The 17,722-nt window shown below is 64.9% G+C and carries 16 protein-coding genes; 2 read left to right on the top strand and 14 right to left on the bottom strand.

Translation table 11 applies throughout. From position 1 onward, the window contains the following. Positions 1-16: 16 nt before the first annotated feature. Positions 17-1,192, bottom strand: a complete 1,176-nt coding sequence (locus AmiPiv_RS13375; RefSeq protein ID WP_340037955.1) for a phosphoserine transaminase — start codon at positions 1,190-1,192, stop codon at positions 17-19. Between the two features lie 321 nt (positions 1,193-1,513). Between AmiPiv_RS13375 and AmiPiv_RS13370 the strand changes: the two genes are divergently transcribed. Next, positions 1,514-2,197 (top strand): outer membrane protein, encoded by a 684-nt coding sequence (locus AmiPiv_RS13370; protein WP_340037954.1) that lies wholly within the window; start codon positions 1,514-1,516, stop codon positions 2,195-2,197. 359 nt (positions 2,198-2,556) lie between these two features. Next, a complete protein-coding gene (locus tag AmiPiv_RS13365) occupies positions 2,557-3,213 on the top strand; it encodes an outer membrane protein (RefSeq protein WP_340037953.1) in 657 nt (218 codons plus the stop codon). 85 nt (positions 3,214-3,298) lie between these two features. Here the strand turns inward: AmiPiv_RS13365 and AmiPiv_RS13360 are convergent, their stop codons facing one another. The 13 genes from AmiPiv_RS13360 to ybgC all read right to left on the bottom strand — a co-directional run bounded on the left by AmiPiv_RS13360 (position 3,299) and on the right by ybgC (position 17,612). Beyond that, positions 3,299-4,135, bottom strand: a complete 837-nt coding sequence (locus AmiPiv_RS13360; RefSeq protein ID WP_340037952.1) for an outer membrane protein — start codon at positions 4,133-4,135, stop codon at positions 3,299-3,301. A gap of 193 nt (positions 4,136-4,328) precedes the next feature. Further along, positions 4,329-5,108 (bottom strand): outer membrane protein, encoded by a 780-nt coding sequence (locus AmiPiv_RS13355; protein ID WP_340037951.1) that lies wholly within the window; start codon positions 5,106-5,108, stop codon positions 4,329-4,331. Between the two features lie 211 nt (positions 5,109-5,319). Then, positions 5,320-6,672 (bottom strand): phosphoglucosamine mutase, encoded by a 1,353-nt coding sequence (gene glmM / locus AmiPiv_RS13350; RefSeq protein ID WP_340037950.1) that lies wholly within the window; start codon positions 6,670-6,672, stop codon positions 5,320-5,322. Between the two features lie 238 nt (positions 6,673-6,910). Next, entirely contained in the window at positions 6,911-7,354 is a 444-nt protein-coding gene (locus tag AmiPiv_RS13345; RefSeq protein WP_340037949.1) for a hypothetical protein, read from the bottom strand. Between the two features lie 463 nt (positions 7,355-7,817). Continuing rightward, positions 7,818-9,752 carry an ATP-dependent zinc metalloprotease FtsH gene (gene ftsH / locus AmiPiv_RS13340; protein WP_340037948.1) on the bottom strand — a complete coding sequence of 645 codons (1,935 nt, stop codon included), beginning with the start codon at positions 9,750-9,752 and terminating at the stop codon, positions 7,818-7,820. A gap of 104 nt (positions 9,753-9,856) precedes the next feature. After that, positions 9,857-11,197, bottom strand: coding sequence for a tRNA lysidine(34) synthetase TilS (gene tilS / locus AmiPiv_RS13335; RefSeq protein ID WP_340037947.1), 1,341 nt, complete (start codon positions 11,195-11,197; stop codon positions 9,857-9,859). Between the two features lie 5 nt (positions 11,198-11,202). Further along, a complete protein-coding gene (ybgF, locus tag AmiPiv_RS13330; RefSeq protein WP_340037946.1) occupies positions 11,203-12,267 on the bottom strand; it encodes a tol-pal system protein YbgF in 1,065 nt (354 codons plus the stop codon). Between the two features lie 162 nt (positions 12,268-12,429). Further along, a complete protein-coding gene (gene pal, locus AmiPiv_RS13325; RefSeq protein ID WP_340037945.1) occupies positions 12,430-12,936 on the bottom strand; it encodes a peptidoglycan-associated lipoprotein Pal in 507 nt (168 codons plus the stop codon). A gap of 244 nt (positions 12,937-13,180) precedes the next feature. Next, on the bottom strand, positions 13,181-14,458 hold the full coding sequence (gene tolB, locus AmiPiv_RS13320) for a Tol-Pal system beta propeller repeat protein TolB (protein WP_340038110.1): 1,278 nt from the start codon (positions 14,456-14,458) through the stop codon (positions 13,181-13,183). Positions 14,459-14,535: 77 nt separating this feature from the next. Beyond that, positions 14,536-15,603, bottom strand: a complete 1,068-nt coding sequence (locus tag AmiPiv_RS13315) for a hypothetical protein (RefSeq protein ID WP_340037944.1) — start codon at positions 15,601-15,603, stop codon at positions 14,536-14,538. A gap of 8 nt (positions 15,604-15,611) precedes the next feature. Continuing rightward, positions 15,612-16,055 carry a protein TolR gene (tolR, locus tag AmiPiv_RS13310; protein ID WP_340037943.1) on the bottom strand — a complete coding sequence of 148 codons (444 nt, stop codon included), beginning with the start codon at positions 16,053-16,055 and terminating at the stop codon, positions 15,612-15,614. A gap of 10 nt (positions 16,056-16,065) precedes the next feature. After that, the gene (gene tolQ / locus AmiPiv_RS13305; RefSeq protein ID WP_340037942.1) at positions 16,066-16,779 is read right to left on the bottom strand and encodes a protein TolQ; all 714 of its coding nucleotides are present in this window, start codon (positions 16,777-16,779) and stop codon (positions 16,066-16,068) included. Positions 16,780-17,138: 359 nt separating this feature from the next. Continuing rightward, complete coding sequence (gene ybgC, locus AmiPiv_RS13300; RefSeq protein WP_340037941.1) at positions 17,139-17,612, bottom strand: tol-pal system-associated acyl-CoA thioesterase; 474 nt, start codon at positions 17,610-17,612, stop codon at positions 17,139-17,141. Between the last annotated feature and the right edge of the window lie 110 nt (positions 17,613-17,722).

The raw sequence follows: 17,722 nt of genomic DNA, 5'->3' as shown, positions 1-17,722 counted from the left end.
GGGGAGAGCATGCGTCTCAGGCAGCTGCCTTGAGCGCGGCCTTCTGATTGGTGAAGGCCCAGTCGAGCCAGGGCATCAGCGCCACGAGATCCGAGGTCTCGACGGTGGCGCCGGTCCAGATGCGCAGGCCAGGGGGCGCATCGCGATAGGCGCCGATGTCGAAGGCGACGCCTTCCTTCTCCAGCGCCGATACCATGGCCTTGGCGAAGGCCGCCTGGCCATCCTTGTCGAGTGCCGCCACGTCCGGGTCGACGATCGACAGGCAGACGGAGGTGTTCGAGCGCGTTTCAGGCACGACCGCGAGGTGGCCGAGCCAGCTCGAGTTTGCGACGAAGCGATCGATGACGGCGAAGTTGGCGTCGGCGCGGGCGACCAGAGCGTCGAGCCCGCCGAGGGCCTTGGCCCACTTCAGCGCATCGAGATAGTCCTCGACGCAGAGCATCGACGGCGTGTTGATGGTCTCGCCCTTGAAGATGCCCTCGATCAGCTTGCCATTCGAGGTCATGCGGAAGATCTTTGGCAGCGGCCATGCCGGCTTGTAGGTCTCAAGCCGTTCGACGGCTCGGGGGCTCAGGATCAGCATGCCGTGCGCGCCTTCGCCGCCCAGCACCTTCTGCCAGGAGAAGGTCACCACGTCGAGCTTGGCAAAGTCGAGCCGCTGGGCGAAGGCTGCCGAGGTGGCGTCGCAGATGGTCAGGCCCTTGCGGTCGGCGGGGATGAAATCGCCATTGGCGACACGCACGCCGGACGTCGTGCCGTTCCAGGTGAAGACCACGTCGCGGTCGAAATCGACCTTGGAGAGGTCCGGCAGCTCGCCATAGGCGGCCTCGAACTTGCGCGTGTCGGCGAGCCTGAGCTGCTTGACCACGTCGGTGATCCAGCCGGCGCCGAAGCTTTCCCAGGCGACCATGTCGACGCCGCGCTCGCCGAGCAGCGACCACATCGCCATCTCGACTGCGCCCGTGTCGGAGGCCGGAACGATGCCGATGCGGTAGTCGGCGGGAACCTTGAGCACTTCGCGCGTCAGCTCGATCGCCTGCTCGAGCTTGGTCTTGCCGATCTTGGCGCGGTGCGAGCGGCCCAAAGGCGCGTCGGCGAGGGCCTGGAGCGACCAGCCGGGACGTTTTGCGCAGGGACCTGAGGAGAAATTGGGGTTTGCCGGACGGAGTCCGGGCTTGGCGACGATCGTCATCGTGGTTCTATCCTTCCAGATAGTTGGCCCCTCGTTGGGGAGGGGTGGCCCACGGACGGCGATACAGAAACTGGCCCGGAATCGCAATAGGCAATGTGACGCAAGGTGACATCTGTGCCAGCGGGTCGCATGTCGAAACCGTTTTTCCCGCGCACCGATACCGTCGCCATGCCGCTGCTTTGCGTGCCACTGGAGGCCACTGCCGGTCGTGTCGCCATCGCAACACCTGTGGGGAAACGCATTTCCAGGCTGTGCTTTTCGGTCTGCGCACGACGATGAACATGCTAGCTGATTTGGCGATCGAACATCGGGGTGGGGACCATGAACAAGTTCATCTTTGCATCCGTGCTGGCGTTGCTCGGCGGCGCGGCCCATGCGGCGGACGCCGTGGTGACGCAGGAACCGGCGCCGGTCTCCGAACTCGCGCCGACCTTCGTCTGGACCGGTGGATATGTCGGCCTCCAGGGCGGCTATGCTGCGATCCAGTCCGACTTCGTCAGTTCCGGAAACGAGGTCTTCACGGCGTCTCCCGATATCGATGCCGTCGCACTGGGCGGCCACGCCGGATTTCGATACCAGTTCGGCAACGGCGCCGTGGTCGGGCTGGAAGCGGATGCCAACTGGCTTTCGGGAGATACGACCGAGGCCTATGCGGGGACTGCCGTCAATGTCGAGGCCAACTGGGACGCCTCGTTGCGCGCGACCGCCGGCTATGCGTTCGACAGGTTCTTGCCCTATGTCACGGCCGGCGTCGCCTTTCTCGACTTTGACCTCAGGCCGGACGTGGAAGGCAACCCCGATGCGACCTGGGGCGACACGGCGACCGGCTGGACCGTGGGCGCCGGCGTGGCTTACGCGTTCACCGACAGCCTGATTGGTCAAATCGAGTATCGCTACTCGGACTATGGCTCTTCGAAATTCGATACCACCGGGGTGGTCGCCGAGGAGGCAACGGTAGACCTCGCCTCGCACAGGGTTTCGATCGGGCTGAGCTACAAGTTCTGACGAGGGACGCCGCGCCGCGCCTTGGCCCCGGCCGATGCCGGGGCCTTTGTTTTGGCATCCGGCCACGACAGCGCCAAATCGGGCAGAGCGGCGACCTCATTGCGTCCGGTCGTCAGCCGCATTTGTTTCGGCACAATGGTACCATTGATTTTGTTGCCAGTCCTTTGCGAGTTCTCGCATATACCGGATAGGGATTTCAAATTCATCTTCTTATGCTGAGAGGCGCTTGCCATGTTCCTGTATAGGTTGTGACGCGATTGCCACATTGACTCGCAATTATGCGATTCAAGGTTGTATATGGGGCTGAATCCTCGCCCGCTTGTGCTATCTGTCAAGCAATCTAAGTAATGGAGCGGGATATGAAGAAGATAGTCTTTGCGTCGGTCTTGGCGCTGCTTGCAGGTACGGCATATGCCGCCGATGCGGTGGTCGAACCGGAGGTGGCGCCGGCCGCGGAACTGAAGCCGGCCTTCGTTTGGAGCGGCGGTTATGTCGGCCTCCAGGGCGGCTACGGCTGGACGGATGTCGACGTGAGCGTGGACATCGGTCCCGGCTTCTCGGATTCGTTCGATGCCAATGGCGGGTTCGCCGGCCTGTACGCCGGCTACAACTTTCAGTCCGGCAGCTTTGTTGGCGGTATCGAGGCCGATATCAACAAGGCGTGGATCGACGAGACGGCCGTGGTCGGCCCGTTCGAGGCGGATACCGAACTCGACTGGTTCGGCTCGGTCCGCGGCCGCGCCGGCTTTGCCTTCGACCGTGCGCTCGTCTTCGGCACGGCCGGCGTCGCCTTCGCCGGCGCCTCCGCCGACGTGCTGGGCGAGAGTTACGATCTGAATTATACCGGCTGGACGGTTGGTGGCGGTGCCGAATATGCGGTGACCGACAACATCACGCTGCGCGGCGAGTACCGCTACTATGATTTCGGCAGCGACGACTTCGATGTCGGTCCCGCCACCGTCGAAGCCGATCTCAAGATGCACGCGATCTCGTTCGGCGCGGCCTACAAGTTCTGAACCGCCCAACTGCGGCAGAAAACGAAAAGACCCCGGCGATCCGCCGGGGTCTTTTCGTTTGCGGGTCAATCGCAGCTGTCGTCGCTCACCAGATCTCGTAGCGCAGGCCGACCTTGATCTCGTGCTGGTCGAGGCCGCCGTCCTTGCCCTGGATGCCCCTGGCGCCTGCCGCGGAATCGGTGGCGTTCCAGCCGAACATGTCGCCGCCGTCGATGCGGCGGTATTTGTAGCCCAGGTCGACCTTCAGGTTCTGCGAGAGGTCGTAGGCGACACCGGCCATGAGCGCGTAGGTGAAGCGCCAGTCCTTGGCGCCGCCGCGCGTGTCGGTCGTCGGCGGCGCGACGGGGCAGGCGACCCCGCCGTCCACGCAATAGTTGGTGCTGTCGAGATCGGACCAGCTGACATAGGAGTAGCCGACGCCGGCGCCGACATAGGGCGTGAAGCCGACATAGGTGCCGAGGTCGGCATAGGCATTGGCCATGATGCTGATGGCCGACATTTCGGCGCTGTCCTCGCTGCGGCAGGTGGTGCCCACCGGGCCGCCGCAGGGCGTGGTGCTCGACGTCGTGCCGGAGAAGTCGGCGCGGAAGCCGTCGACCGTCACGTCGCCGCGGAAGTAGTCGGTGAAGCGATAGCCGACGCCGCCGCCAAAGGTGAACTCGCCGTCCAGGTCTTCGCTGTCGAAGGACGCGCTGCCATAGGTCGACGGCGCGGTGAAGGTGCGGTAGCTGGCCGAACCGGCGCTGGTCGAAAGGGCATAGCCGATGTCACCGCGCAGGTACCAGCCGGAGCCGACTTCGACCGGGACATATTCCGGCGCCTCCTCGACGACGATCGGCGGATCGTAGTCGGCGGCGGTGGCAGCCAGCGGCCAGAGCGTCATCGCCGCAAGCGCCAGTGCCGCGCGATAGTTGAGCATCATGGGTGCATTCTCCCGAAATGGCGCCGGTGTTGCCCGTGAATCCAGCCGCCGTCGGGAGCATTGTTAACCATAGTGGTTAAGTCGCAGTTAAGGATAACGATTGGTTAGCAGCCCCATCGCTCTGACGTAAAAACGAAACCGCCCGGCGCATGGCCGGGCGGTTCGAAGAGCTTCGGTGGATTGTCTTGCCAGCCTAGTTCAGCGAGTAACGGACGCCGAGCTTGAAGTCGTGGGAGGCGATGTCCTTGAATCGGATGCCGTCGTTGCCGGCCGGCGGGAACGGCTGGGACGGATCGTCGTTCTTGAGTTCGCCGGTCTGGCCGTCGCCGAGCGAAACGTAGCTGTAGCCCAGGTCGATGGTCATGCGATCGGTTGCCTTGATGCCGAGGCCAGCATGCAGCGCCCAGGCGAGGTCCCATCGCGATCTGTCGGCGGCATAGGCGCCTCCGCCGTTGATGATGTTGATGTCGCGGAAGCTCGAGATGGTATTCCGCGAGGCACCGATGCCCGCGCCGACATAGGGCGTAACACCATAGAAGTCGCCGAGGTCGGCATAGGCATTGGCCAGGAACAGCCATTCCGATTTCTTGGCGCGGTAGTCGTTGGTGGTGATCACGCCGCCGTTGTCCTGCCAATCCAGGGCATTGAACTCGGAGTTGCCCCGGTATTCGACGGTCAGATCGCCGCGCAGGAAGTCGTTGAACTTGTAGCCCACACCCACCCCGAAGATCGGCGCCGAGCCGAAGCTGCCTTCGTCATACCAACCGAAGTCGTCAGGGAAGGCGAAGAGACTCGATTCCAGCCTTTTGATGCGCTGGTTGCTCATGCCGATGTTGCCGCGCAGATACCAGCCGCCATAGGACGGCTGCTCGACCTCGATGACGGGCTCGACCGGGTCTGCCGCGAATGCCGGGGTCGCGACGCCGAGCAGCAGCAGCGCGGCGACAAATGCCTTTGTTCCAAAGTTGTGCATGATGAATACCCTATACCTACGGACCTGCTACGTGCCCGACCATGACTAACCGGCGTGGATAATGCTTGGTATAGGTTAAGGCCGGCTTAACCCTGTCGGTTAACCACGAATGCTTGGCGGTATCTTTGCCGGCACAAGTCGAGCGCAGTCCGGCGCGCACAAAAAAGCCCGCTCGCGGCGGGCTTTCTTGATGCGGCAAGAATTGGCTTGGTCAGGCGGCCGAACGGCTCTCGGCAATGACGCCGACGATGTCGTTGACGACGGTTTCGACCAGCTGCGGGTCGTCGCCTTCGGCCATGACGCGGATCAGCGGCTCGGTGCCGGACGGGCGGATGACGAGCCGGCCCGACGTGCCGAGCCGGTTGCGGGCCTCCTCGATGGCCGCCATCACCGGGGCTTCCTCCAGCGGCTTGCCGCCCGAGAAGCGCACGTTCTTGAGCAGTTGCGGCACCGGTTCGAAGGTGCGGCTGAGCTCGCTCATCGGCTTGCCCGAGCGCTTGATGCAGGCCAGCACCTGGAGGGCCGCCACCAGGCCGTCGCCGGTGGTGGAGAAGTCGGACAGCACGATGTGGCCGGACTGCTCGCCGCCGATGTTCAGGCCGTGGGCGCGCATGTGCTCGACCACGTAGCGGTCGCCCACCTTGGTGCGGTGCAGTTCCAGGTTCAAGGCGCCGAGGAAGCGCTCGAGGCCGAGGTTGGACATCACCGTCGCCACCAGGCCGCCGCCGGCGAGGCGGCCGCTCTGCTGCCACGACTGGGCGATCAGCGCCATGATCTGGTCGCCGTCGACGATGGTGCCGTTCTCGTCGACGATGACCACCCGGTCGGCGTCGCCGTCGAGCGCGATGCCGATGTCGGCGCGCACCTCGTGCACCTTCTTCTGCAGGCCGGCCGGATGCGTCGAGCCGCACTCGTGGTTGATGTTGAAGCCGTTGGGCTCGACATTGATCGGGATCACCTCGGCGCCGAGCTCCCACAGCACGGCGGGCGCCACCTTGTAGGCGGCGCCGTTGGCGCAGTCGACGACGATGCGCAGGCCGGCGAGCGACATGGAGCGGGGCAGGGTGCGCTTGGCGAATTCGATGTAGCGGTCATGCACGCCGTCGACGCGCTTGGCGCGGCCGAGCCCGTCGGAATCGGCCAGCAGCGCCGTCACGTCATCGTCGAGCATCGCCTCGATGCGCTGCTCGATCTCGTCGGAGAGCTTGTAGCTGTCGGGGCCGAACAGCTTGATGCCGTTGTCGTGATAGGGGTTGTGCGATGCCGAGATCATCACGCCGATGTCGGCGCGCAGGGAGCGCACCAGCATGGCGACCGCGGGCGTCGGGATCGGGCCGAGCAGGAAGACGTCCATGCCGGCGGCGCAGAGGCCGGAGACCAGCGCGTTCTCGATCATGTAGCCGGAGAGCCGCGTGTCCTTGCCGACGACGACGCGGTGGCGATGGCTGCCGCGCTGGAACGAAAGCCCGGCGGCCATGCCGACCTTCATGGCGACTTCCGCCGTCATGGGAAATTTGTTGGCCCGGCCGCGAATGCCGTCGGTGCCGAAATAGCGTCCTGCCATTTTGCCTGTCCCCGTGGTGTCCACCCGTTTTTGCTTTGCCACAGTTGCCATCCGGAAAAACATCACTTTTGGTGATTTTATGTCATAAAACCTTAGAAAATGGTTGGGGTTTTGGGGGGTGGGCGCCTCGCTTGGGTACAGGATGTGGCAATCGACTTGTCGAGGTGCTCGCGCGCTGTTCGATAGAAAAAACTCGTCCGGGGAGAATTCGAATAGCGCCGTGTTGAGGCACTTCGGTCTACCAACGTGGCGCAGGAACGCTTGGAAGTGGGTCGCCATACGCCGGCTTGAACCCAGATAAGAAGGTATTCACACACTGATAGACGATGGCCTTGGTTGCTTCGCTGATTTCGTATGAGATGATCTTGCCGTCGATGGTGTTTGTATACTTTCGTCCCATCAAGCTGTTCGATACGACGACGTTAGAAGAGTTCTCTATGCGAATGTGGCCGTCGTCGTAGTCGCCACTGAACGCGTTCTTAGCAATGTTCTCACTATCCCGAAAAAGTTCCGACGAATGCGAAACCGCATGGCGGATCTTTTCAAACGTGGGGAAGCTAGTTCGGTATTCTTTCGCTGCAGCGGATAGGTTTTCCTTCAAGATCGCAGCGGCCAACGTAGGCGTGCGTTTCAATGCTGCGTGAGTTAGCTCAAATGTCTTTCCAATGTGATAGATTGTCATTGCGCCGTCTCTGGCGGCTACAAAGGGCCAACCTCCCGTCACTCGGGGGTCAAAGCCTCCACAGAAATTAAACAGCGAAAGGGCGGACGAGAAGTCTTCGGCATAGTTGACCAAACGAAGCAGATGCCCTGTGATTATCCGAATTTCCTCCCGCTCCTCGGTCTCGCAGTTAAGCCACATTGAGTGCCCCATTAGAGTTGCAGAACGATAGATAATCGGCCCTGATTCTCTTACTATTGCTACTATTGCCAAATAGAATCGGCGAGGCCAAAAGAGCGCAATCCTTAAGTCTGACGCAGGCGCGTAGCCGGTATGCGGCTCCCCCATGCGGTCAATCCCCGATAGCCTTTTACGCAGGTTTGGAGCGGACTTAAGATTACCTGACAAGATTGTCGGTGGCGGATACGAAACCGCCGCGGAGTTTCCCCCGCGGCGTTTTGCATTCCACCAATCCTGACCCCGGTCAGTTCGACGGCTGGGGTTCCATGCCGCCTTCGGGCTCCTCGCCCTTCTTCTTGCCGCGGGTCGAGCCGGCCTTCGGCACGGCCGAGCCGCGCGAGGTCGGGGTGTCGTCGCCAAGGTCGCGCGAGGGCTTGTTGCCGGCGATCAGCTGCTTGATCTCCTCGCCCGACAGCGTCTCGTATTCGAGCAGGCCTTCGGCCAGCGCGATCCAGTCCTTCTTCTTCTTGGTCAGGATGGAGCGGGCGCTCGTATAGGCATCGTCGATCAGGCGGCGCACTTCGGCGTCGATGATCTGCGCGGTCTCCTCGGAGACGTTCTGGGTGCGCGCCACGGAGTGGCCGAGGAACACCTCTTCCTGGTTCTCGCCATAGGCGACCTGGCCGAGCTTGTCGGAGAAGCCCCAGCGGGTGACCATGGCGCGCGCCAGCTTGGTCGCCTGCTCGATGTCGGAGGAGGCGCCCGAGGTGATGTTCTCCTTGCCGAACTTGATCTCCTCGGCGACGCGGCCGCCCATCATGATGGCGAGGCGCGAAACCATGTACTTGTAGCTCATCGAGTAGCGATCGCCCTCGGGCAGCTGCATGACCATGCCGAGCGCGCGGCCGCGCGGGATGATGGTCGCCTTGTGCAGCGGGTCGGCCGCCGGCACGTTGAGCGCCAGGATGGCGTGGCCGGCCTCGTGATAGGCGGTGAGCTCCTTCTCGGCCTGGGTCATGGCCGAGGAGCGGCGCTCGGCGCCCATCATGATCTTGTCCTTGGCGTCCTCGAACTCGGCCATGGTGACCAGCCGCTTGTTGCGGCGGGCAGCCATCAGCGCTGCCTCGTTGACGAGGTTCATCAGGTCGGCGCCCGAGAAGCCCGGGGTGCCGCGCGCCACCGTCTTGAGGTCGACGTTGGGCGCCAGCGGCACGTTGCGGACATGCACCTTGAGGATCTTCTCGCGGCCGACGATGTCGGGGTTCGGCACCACGACCTGGCGGTCGAAGCGGCCCGGACGCAAGAGCGCGGGGTCGAGCACGTCGGGACGGTTGGTGGCCGCGATCAGGATGATCGACTCGTTGGCCTCGAAGCCGTCCATCTCGACCAGCAGCTGGTTCAGCGTCTGCTCGCGCTCGTCGTTGCCGCCGCCCAGGCCGGCGCCGCGATGGCGGCCGACCGCGTCGATTTCGTCGATGAAGATGATGCAGGGCGAGTTCTTCTTGGCCTGGTCGAACATGTCGCGGACGCGGGATGCGCCGACGCCGACGAACATCTCGACGAAGTCCGAACCCGAGATGGTGAAGAACGGCACGTTGGCTTCGCCGGCGATGGCGCGGGCGAGCAGCGTCTTGCCGGTGCCGGGAGGGCCGACGAGCAGCACGCCGCGCGGGATCTTGCCGCCGAGGCGCTGGAACTTCTGCGGGTCGCGCAGGAACTCGACGATCTCTTCAAGGTCTTCCTTGGCCTCGTCGACGCCGGCGACGTCCTGGAAGGTGACGCGTCCGTGGGCCTCGGTCAGCAGCTTGGCCTTGGACTTGCCGAAGCCCATGGCGCGGCCGGAGCCCGATTGCATCTGGCGCATGAAGAAGATCCACACGCCGAGGATGAGGATCATCGGCAGCCACGAGAGCAGCACGCTGAAGATCGAGCCGGAGCCGTCGTTCTCGGGACGGGCGTTGATGGTGACGTTCTTTTCCTCGAGCCGCGACACCAGCGTCGGGTCGCCAGGCGAGTAGGTCTGGAAGCCGGTCGAGTTGTCGATATAGGTGCCGCTGATGCGGTCGCCGGCGATCGTCACCGATTTGATCCGGCCCGACGAAAGCTCCTGCAGGAACTGCGAATAGGCCACTTCGCTCGACGCGCCGCGGGTCTGCGGGGTCTGGAACAGATTGAACAGGGCGATCAGCAGAACGGCTATGATCGCCCACAGCGCGAAGTTGCGATAATTCGGATTCATCGAATGTCCCGTCGGCGTCCAGGGTGAACGCACTTGGTGAGAGTAAGCTTGCCCCTAACATAGGGACGGGCTGCCACATTGCCAAGCGCGTCCCTAAGTCTCGGTTAAGCTCCGACGCCATTGTGGCCGCGGCATGGCGGGGCCGGAACCACAGCCGCGCCGAGCAATTTTGCGACCGCGCGGGCGGCCTCGAGATCGAAGCCCGGCAGGAAGCGCGACCATGGGGCTGCAAGCGGCAGGGCCCCGGGTGCAGCGACCCTGCCGACAAGCTCTTCGCCGCGCCACAAGGCAGGTTCCGCCGCGAGTGCAGACCTTGCAAGGCTTTCCGGAGCATCGCCCGCTTCGATGGTGAGTTTCGCGGCCGCGCCGCCGAGCGGCGCAAGCGTGCATTGGGCAAGATCGGGCCGTGCGACGATGCGGTAGCGGCCGTCCCAGGTGCCGCCGCGCAGCGGTGCCGGGGCGGGAACGCCGCGCGCCTCGCGCAGCAGGAAGATGCCCGTTCGGCGGGCGTCGATCAGCGCGCGCGACAATGTGGCGCGGCGGGGCTTTTGCGGCCGTCCAGCCTCCGTCAGTCGCGCGAGCAGGCCAACGGCCCGCGGCTCGTCCGGCAGTTGCGGCGTGCCGCCGGCGACGGCGGCCAGGATGCGCAGGGCATAGACGGCGGCGTCCTTGTCGGCGGTGGTCGGGAAGGCGGGATCGAGGCGGATCACCCCGGGCGCGGCCCGGCTTGCGTGACGGTCGATCAGCCGCGCCGCCCGCCGGCCGAGATCGGCGCGTGCCGCCCCGGCCCGCCGCGCTTCGGCAAGAGCCTCCCCAATGCGGCCTTCGCCGTTCCTGAGCGCGCTGCGCAGGCGCGGGCGCTCGTAGCTTTCGTTGACATTGGTCGGGTCGTCCAGCCAGCCGATGGCTTGCGCCCGCAGCGCCTCGCGCAGCCGCTCGCGTCGAACGCCGATAAGCGGGCGCAGGATCCAGACGTCGCCGTCAAACAACGTCGCGGCCGCCATGCCGGCGCTGCCGCGGCCGGCGCCGCGCGCCGCGCGCATCAGCACCGTCTCGGCCTGGTCGTCGGCCGTATGGCCGGTCACCACGACGCTCGCGCTGGCTTCGCGCGCCGCCTGCGCCAGGAGATCGTAGCGCGCATCGCGGGCCGCGGCCGGCACGCCGGTCGCCGGCTTGTCGCCGGTCCAGAGCATGGTGCGGTGGTCGATGCCGCGGCCGGCGCAGAATTGGGCGACCTGATCAGCCTCGGCGGCGGAGCCAGGGCGCAGCCCGTGGTCCACGGTGACGGCAAGCAGCCGCGCCGACGGCGCGTGCAGGTCCAGATACGATTTGAGAAGGATGAGGAGGGCGGTGGAATCGCTGCCGCCGGAGACAGCTGCAACGACCGTGCGCTGCGCGGCGAAGTCGAATTCGGAGAAATTTCGGAGAAGGTCGGCGTCGATCACCGGCGTTAGCACGCGGCGAGAGCCCGTTCCTGCTTGACCCGTTCCTTGATGGCGCCGGAGGCGTTCGGGTAGCGCTTGCCGATCTCGTTGAAGGTGGCGCAGGCGACGTCGCGCTGCTTGAGGCCGACCAGCGAGATGCCGAGCTTGAGCATCATCTCGGGGGCCTTCTTGGACTTCGGATATTCCTTGCTGGCGCTGAGGAAGGTCTCGGCCGCGTCGCGGTACTTCTTCTGGCCGAGCTGCGCCTCGCCGAGCCAGAAGCGCGCGTCAGCCGTCTTGGGGTCGGCCGGGAAGCGGGAGATGTGGTCGCGGAATCCCTGCTCGGCCGTGCTGTAGTCGCCCGACAGCACGAACTGGTAGGAATTACGGTAGAGCTCGTCCGGATCGTCGGTCGCGGGCAGGGCGGCGACGTCCGTGCCGGTAGAGTCGCCGGCGGCCGGTGCTGCGGGCTGCACCGCAGGCGCGGGCGCGGTCTCGACATGTTCGTTGGCGGCGCCGGAAACCACGTTGCCGTTGGCGTCGACGGTGATGGTGCCGAAGGTCCGCGGCGGCGCGCCGGTGCCCGGCGCGGTCTGGCCGGGCTCGCCCGTGCCCTGCTCCACGATCACTTCCCCGCCGGTCTGGTCGTCGCCCGGTGCGGGCGACGCCGTGCCGGTCGCCTGCTGCGACTGGCTGGGTCGAGGCGCTGCGGGCGCCTCGACGATGGAGCTGTTGGCATTGCCGGAGGCGTCGGACTTCTTCTGCTGCCCGCCGTTGCCCTCGAGTTCCTGGAAGCGGAACTCGTTGTCTTCCTGCATCTTCCGCAACTGCTCCTGCATCTGCAGGATCTGGAAGTTCAGTTCCTCGAGCGAGCCGTTGAGCTTGCGGATCTGCTCTTCGAGGGCGGTGACGCGCGGATCGCCCGCCTGGGCGAGCTGCACCGTGCCTTCGTCGCTCTGGCTCTTGCTGCCGAACACGCCCGGCAGGCCGATCTTGGGAAGGTCGATGCCGATGCCGTCGCGCGCATGCGCCGCGGCCCCGGTTAGGAGAAGGAGGGCAAGTGTGCCGCTCAGGATCGATCGAAAATGCATTAGCCTCTCGCCGTGGAACCGAAATGATTGCTTCGCGCCGATGCGCCCGCATCATTTATCAGGACGCGAGACTTCGGCCAAATTTTGTTTCGGCAGCCGGGCAAAACAAAAGGCGGCCCGCAGGCCGCCCTTCAAGCTACAGGTGTTGCAGTCTTGCCGCTATCAGCTGCCGGCGCCCGAGAGCGTGGTGACGGCACGGCGGTTCTGCGACCAGCAGGAGATGTCGTCGCAGACGGCGACCGGACGTTCCTTGCCGTAGGAGATGGTCTTGATGCGGTTGGCGGCGACGCCCTGCGAGGCGAGGTAGTCGCGGGTCGCGGCGGCGCGGCGGGCGCCGAGTGCGAGGTTGTACTCGCGGGTGCCGCGCTCGTCGGCATGGCCCTCGACGACGATCGCGTACTGGCGATACTGGTTCAGCCACTGTGCCTGGCGTGCCAGGATGCCCTGCGCGTCGGCGCGGATCGACGAGGAGTCGGTGTCGAAGAAGATGCGGTCGCCGACGTTGACGGTGAAGTCCTGGCTCGAGCCGGGCGTGGCCGCACCGGCGCCGCCGAGGCCGAGGTCGGCGGCACTGTTGGGGCTCTTCTTCGAGGCGCAGCCGGCGATTGCCATGGTGGCGACGAGGGCCACGACGACGGGGTTAGTTGCAAACTTCGCGATACGGCGCATGCCGCCTCTCCTTCGCATTCGAGTGATTTCGTTGAACGTCCAGTAACCACGTTGCAGTTAATGGCCATTCAAGAAACATGGTTAATAATTCGTTGCCGCCAGCCTATGCGTCCCCGCGCCGCGACACCGTACGTAGCAATTTCGCCGCGCAGACTAGGCCGAAATACGGCAGAAAGGCGGCATCATTGCTCAAATGATGCCGCCTGTTTCGATTGGTCGCGCTCTGGCGGTAGGGTTAACGGTCTCAGTCGAGCAGGGGAGACCAGGCCGGGTCGGACGCGAAGCCCTGGGTCGGGATCGCCTGCTCGTTGCGACCGGTCAGGTCGATCGAGAAGAGCCTCGGACCGCCGCCGCCGGGAGCGTCGCGGAAGAACATCAGCACGCGGCCGTTCGGTGCCCAGGTCGGGCCTTCCTGCTGGAAGCCGGTCGACAGGATGCGCTCGCCCGAACCGTCGGTCTTCATCACGCCGATCTGGAACTGGCCGCCCGACTGCTTGGTGAAGGCGATCAGGTCGCCGCGCGGCGACCACACCGGGGTCGAGTAGCTGCCGCCGCCGAAGGAGATGCGCGTCTGGCCCGAACCGTCGGCGCCCATGACATAGATCTGCGGCTGGCCGCCGCGGTCGGAGGTGAAGACGACCTTGGACCCGTCCGGCGCATAGGACGGCGAGGTGTCGATGGCGTTGGAGTTGGTGAGGCGCGTGGTGGTGCGGCTGCGCAGATCCATCGAGAAGATGTTCGAATTGCCGTCTTCACGCATCAAGCTCATGATCACGCGCTGGCCGTCGGGCGAGAAGCGCGGGGCAAACGTCATGCCGGGGAAGTTGCCGACGAGTTCGCGCTGGCCGGTTTCGATCTGCAGCAGGTAGACCTGCGGCTGGCCGCTCTCGTAGGACATGTAGGTGATTTCCTGGCGCGTCGGCGAGAAGCGCGGCGTCATCGCGATGGCGCGGCCGTCGGACAGGTAGCGCACGTTGGCGCCGTCCTGGTCCATGATCGCCAGGCGCTTCTTGCGCGCGGTCTTGGCGCCCGACTCGTCGATGAACACGACGCGGGTGTCGAAATACCCCTTCTCGCCGGTCAGCCGCTCATAGATCGCATCGGCGATGATGTGGGCGATGCGGCGCGAATTGGCCTTGTTGGCGAAGAACTGCTCGCCCGCCAGCTGCTGGCCAGCGAAGGTGTCCCAGAGGCGGAACTCGGCCTTCAGCCTGCCGTCCGCTTCCTGGCTGACGCGGCCGGTGACCAACGCCTGGGCGTTGATGACCTTCCAGTCCTCGAAGCGCGGCGCGACGTCGGGATTGGAGATCTTCTCGATGAAAGCACCCTTGTCGATCGGCGCGAACAGGCCCGAGCGCTGCAGGTCGGCGGCGACGATGCCGGCGATCTCGGCGCCCATCGCATCACCCGACAGGAAGTCGGTGATGGCGATCGGCAACGGCTCGATGTTGCCCTTGTTGACGTCGATCTCGACCAGCGCGCGTGCGGGCAAGGTTGCGAATGCGGTCATGCCGCTCGCCATGGCGCCGATCAGAAGGATCGCTTTGATGAATTGCTTCATTAGACAGGCCTCTTCAGTTCCGGGTGAGCGGGCGGCGCTCAGAACATTTCGCTTGGGTCGAAATTGACGATGACATCCGCCCAGGCTTCGTATTTGTCGGCGGGCAGGTTGTAGGGCGCGCACTGCAGCACCGCGCGGCGCGCCGATTCGGCGGCGGCGCGTTCGATGCCGGCAGAGCCGCCGCCGGAGATGATCTCCGGACGGCCTTCGATCTCGCCGCTCTGGCTCAGCTTGAACTGGACCGACACGCGCAGGTTCTGGGCGTCGGCCGCGCCCGCCGGCACGTTCCAGCAGCGCTGGATTGCCCCGCGCAGCGCGTCCATCTCGCTCTGGCTCAGCTTCGAGCCGCCGGTATCCTTCTTGCCGCCCAGCGAGGCCTGCTCGGTTGAACGCTTGGCGCCGCCACCCGACGGCTTCTCCTTGTTGAGCAGTGCTGCGACCTCGTCGGCGTCGAACTGCTTTTCCTCGGACTTCGGCTTGGCCGAGGCCTGCTGGGTCTGTTTGTCTTCCTGCTTGCGGTCGGGCGTCTTGGCCGTCTGCGCCTGCGGCGGCTTGGGCTTCGCCTCCGGCGCCGGCGCATTCTCAGGCAGCTTCACGGCTTCCGCCTCGGCCTGGTCGGAGACGATCGTCTCGGCCACCGGGTCCGGCTTCACTTCCTGCTTGGGCTGCGGCTCGGGCGTCACTTCGGTCGCCGGCACCGGCGCCGGCTTCTGCTCGGCCTGCTTCACCGGCTCGGGCTTCGGCTTCTCCACGGGCGTAGGCTTGGGCTCGGGCTTGGGCGAGGGCGGCGGCGCGCCGGTCGTCTCCACCTGCTTCTTGGTCGGTTCGGGCGTCGGCGGCTTGTCGCTGTCGATCTGGTTGTCGCCGACATTCTGCGCATCGGCCACGATGTCGGGCCGCTTGGTCGGGGTCGGGGCCGGCTTCTCGTTGGCTGGCGCCTTCTTGTCGCCCTTCTGGATCTGGGTGATCGATTCCACCGGCACGATGTCGACCGGCAGCGCCTCGACGTCGGCAACCTCCAGGGCCGAGGGCGCCGACAGCGAGAACAGGCCGAAGCCCAGCACCGCTGCATGCAGGACCACAGATGTCGCGAGGCCGGTCTTCATTTTTCGGACTACTGGTCCTGTTCCTGCAGTGTGACGAGGCCGATGTTGCGGAAGCCGGCGGCGGAAATGCGCGCCATCACCTGCATCACGGTGCCGTAGTCGGCGGTCTTGTCGCCGCGCACATAGATGCGCTCCTCATAGCCGGTCTTGGCGATGGCCTCGAGTTTCGGCACGACTTCCTCGATCGCGAGCTCGGTTTCCTGCAGATAGATCTGGCCGCCCTGGTTGACCGAGACGGTGATCGGCTGGGTATCGGAATTGAGCGCCTTGGCCTGCGTTTCCGGCAGGTCGATCGGCACGCCCACGGTCATCATGGGTGCGGCCACCATGAAGATGATGAGCAGCACCAGCATGACGTCGACCAGTGGGGTGACGTTGATCTCGGACACCAGCGTGTGGCGGCGTCCCCGCCGCCCGCGTCCGCCGCCACCTGCGCCAACTGACATTCCCATGATCTACTCCTCAGGCCGCCCGCTGCGCGACTTTTTCATCGATTTGGCGCGACAGTATGGCGGAGAACTCGTCGGCGAAGCCCTCCATACGCGCGGCGATCTTGCCGGCATCGGATGACAGCTTGTTGTAGGCGATGACGGCGGGAATGGCGGCGAGCAAGCCGATGGCCGTTGCCAGGAGCGCCTCGGCGATGCCGGGGGCGACGACGGCCAGGTTGGTGGATTTCGAGCCGGCGATCGCCTGGAACGAGGTCATGATACCGACCACGGTGCCGAACAGGCCGATGAAGGGCGCGGCCGAGCCGATGGTGGCGAGGAAGCCGAGGCGGCCTTCGAGCCGCTCCATCTCGCGCGTCAGCGCCAGGTCCATCGCCTTGTCGATGCGGGTCTGCAGGCCGAGCGGCGACTTCGCGCCCTTCTCGAAGCTCTTCTTCCACTCGCGCATGGCGGCGACGAAGATCGCGCTCATGCCCGTGGTCTTGCGGTCCGACAGGTTGCGGTAGAGCTCCTCGAGCGACTGGCCCGACCAGAAAACCTGCTCGAAGCGGTTCAGCGCCGCGCGCATGCGGTTGTAGGAGATCACCTTGTCGATGACGATGGCCCAGGTCCAGACCGAGGCGCCGAGCAGGCCAAGCATCACCAGCTTGACGACCCAGCCGGCCTGCCAGAACAACGCCCAAATCGACAATTCTGCGCCGGTCTGGGCGAGAGGTAGGTTTTCCATCTTGAAACAGTCCTTAAGATTTCCGGGCCTGGCTACTCGACCTGCTTGGAACCCTGGACGCGGCTACGCCGAGGTGGCGTCGACATCGCTGTCCCAGGTTCAAAACAGGCTCATGGCTAGCCCATGCGCATCATCCCATTTGGTCCGTTCGCGCGAAGCTTCCGGAAGTGCCCCAAATGCGCCTTTCGCGGCCTTTTCGGAGCGAAATTTGGTGAAAGGAAGGCCGCATCGAAATCCTTACGACTTTCACTTGGCCCTTAATGGACCGTTATGGTTAAGGATGGGTTAGTATATGCCGCGCTGCGGCATGACTCTGCGGCAACTTGCGGATCGGTGGCCAGAATTGCTTGGGAACGTCTTCAGCGTTCGCCCTGCGGCATGAAGGCGGCGACCCATTCCTTCGGAAAGCGCCTCGGGCGGCCATTCTCGCCGACGATCGCTGCCTGTACGCGTGCCTCGACCAGCACTTCGTCGACGCGCTTGAGCTTTTGGGTCATGGTGATGCGCGCGCCCGAGATTTCCTCGGTGCTGGTGTCCACGGTGAGGATGTCGTCGATCCTGGCCGGGCCGCGGAAGTCGATCTCCATGCGGCGCACCACCCAGACGATCTTCTCGCCATGCTTGCCGTCATGCAGCTCGGTGTGGTGCACGCCGGCGAGGCGCAGGAAATCAGAGCGGCCGCGTTCGAAGAATTCGAGATAGCGCGCATGGTAGACGACGCCGGAAAAGTCCGTGTCGGCATAATAGACCCGTGCCATCAGCCGATGACCGAAGGGCGTCAGCGCCCCGGAAAGCCCGGCGGCAAGCACGTCCTGTTCAGCATGATGGGGCATCGATGGTCCTTCTTCCGGTTCGCGGACGCCGCCCGCTTGCGACCGATGACAGGCCTGGGCGCGCCGATCAAGAGCTCCGCCGCCATCTCCATGCGGCAGGCGGCGCCGTC

Source organism: Aminobacter sp. Piv2-1 (genome assembly GCF_037625995.1).
Lineage (GTDB): Bacteria > Pseudomonadota > Alphaproteobacteria > Rhizobiales > Rhizobiaceae > Aminobacter.
Note: the sequence above shows the minus strand (reverse complement) of the source record. Positions and strands in the feature narration are given on the sequence as shown.